The sequence below is a fragment of the Gilvimarinus sp. 1_MG-2023 genome, from assembly GCF_030548285.1.
Window position 1 is genome coordinate 1 of sequence record NZ_JAUOSC010000422.1, and the last position, 352, is coordinate 352.

The 352-nt window shown below is 52.8% G+C and carries 1 protein-coding gene; it reads right to left on the reverse strand.

The features are described from left to right. Positions 1-352 (reverse strand): SDR family NAD(P)-dependent oxidoreductase (locus tag Q4563_RS17455; protein WP_303605397.1); only part of this gene is annotated, 352 nt, incomplete at both ends.

Consider the following 352-nt stretch of genomic DNA (forward strand, 5'->3'; position numbering starts at 1 on the left):
GCATAGTTAGCCTGACCCGCATTACCGGTAGTGCCGATAATGGAGCTGATATTAATAATGGCACCGGCTCTCGCCTTGATCATCGGTTTGACCAGTGCCTTACAGACACGGAACACGCCGGTCAGGTTGGTATTAATCACTGCATGCCACTCATCGTCGCTCATACGCAGGAACAGGTTGTCACGAGTAATACCGGCGTTATTCACCAGTACTGCGGGCGTACCATGCTCAGCAACCAGCGCCTTGAGGGCCTCACTGGTCTGTTCTGCATCTGAAATATTCAGCACCACGGCGTCGTTGTCGGCATCGATTACTTGTAATGCCTCACGAATAGCCGCTGCACCCGATTCAC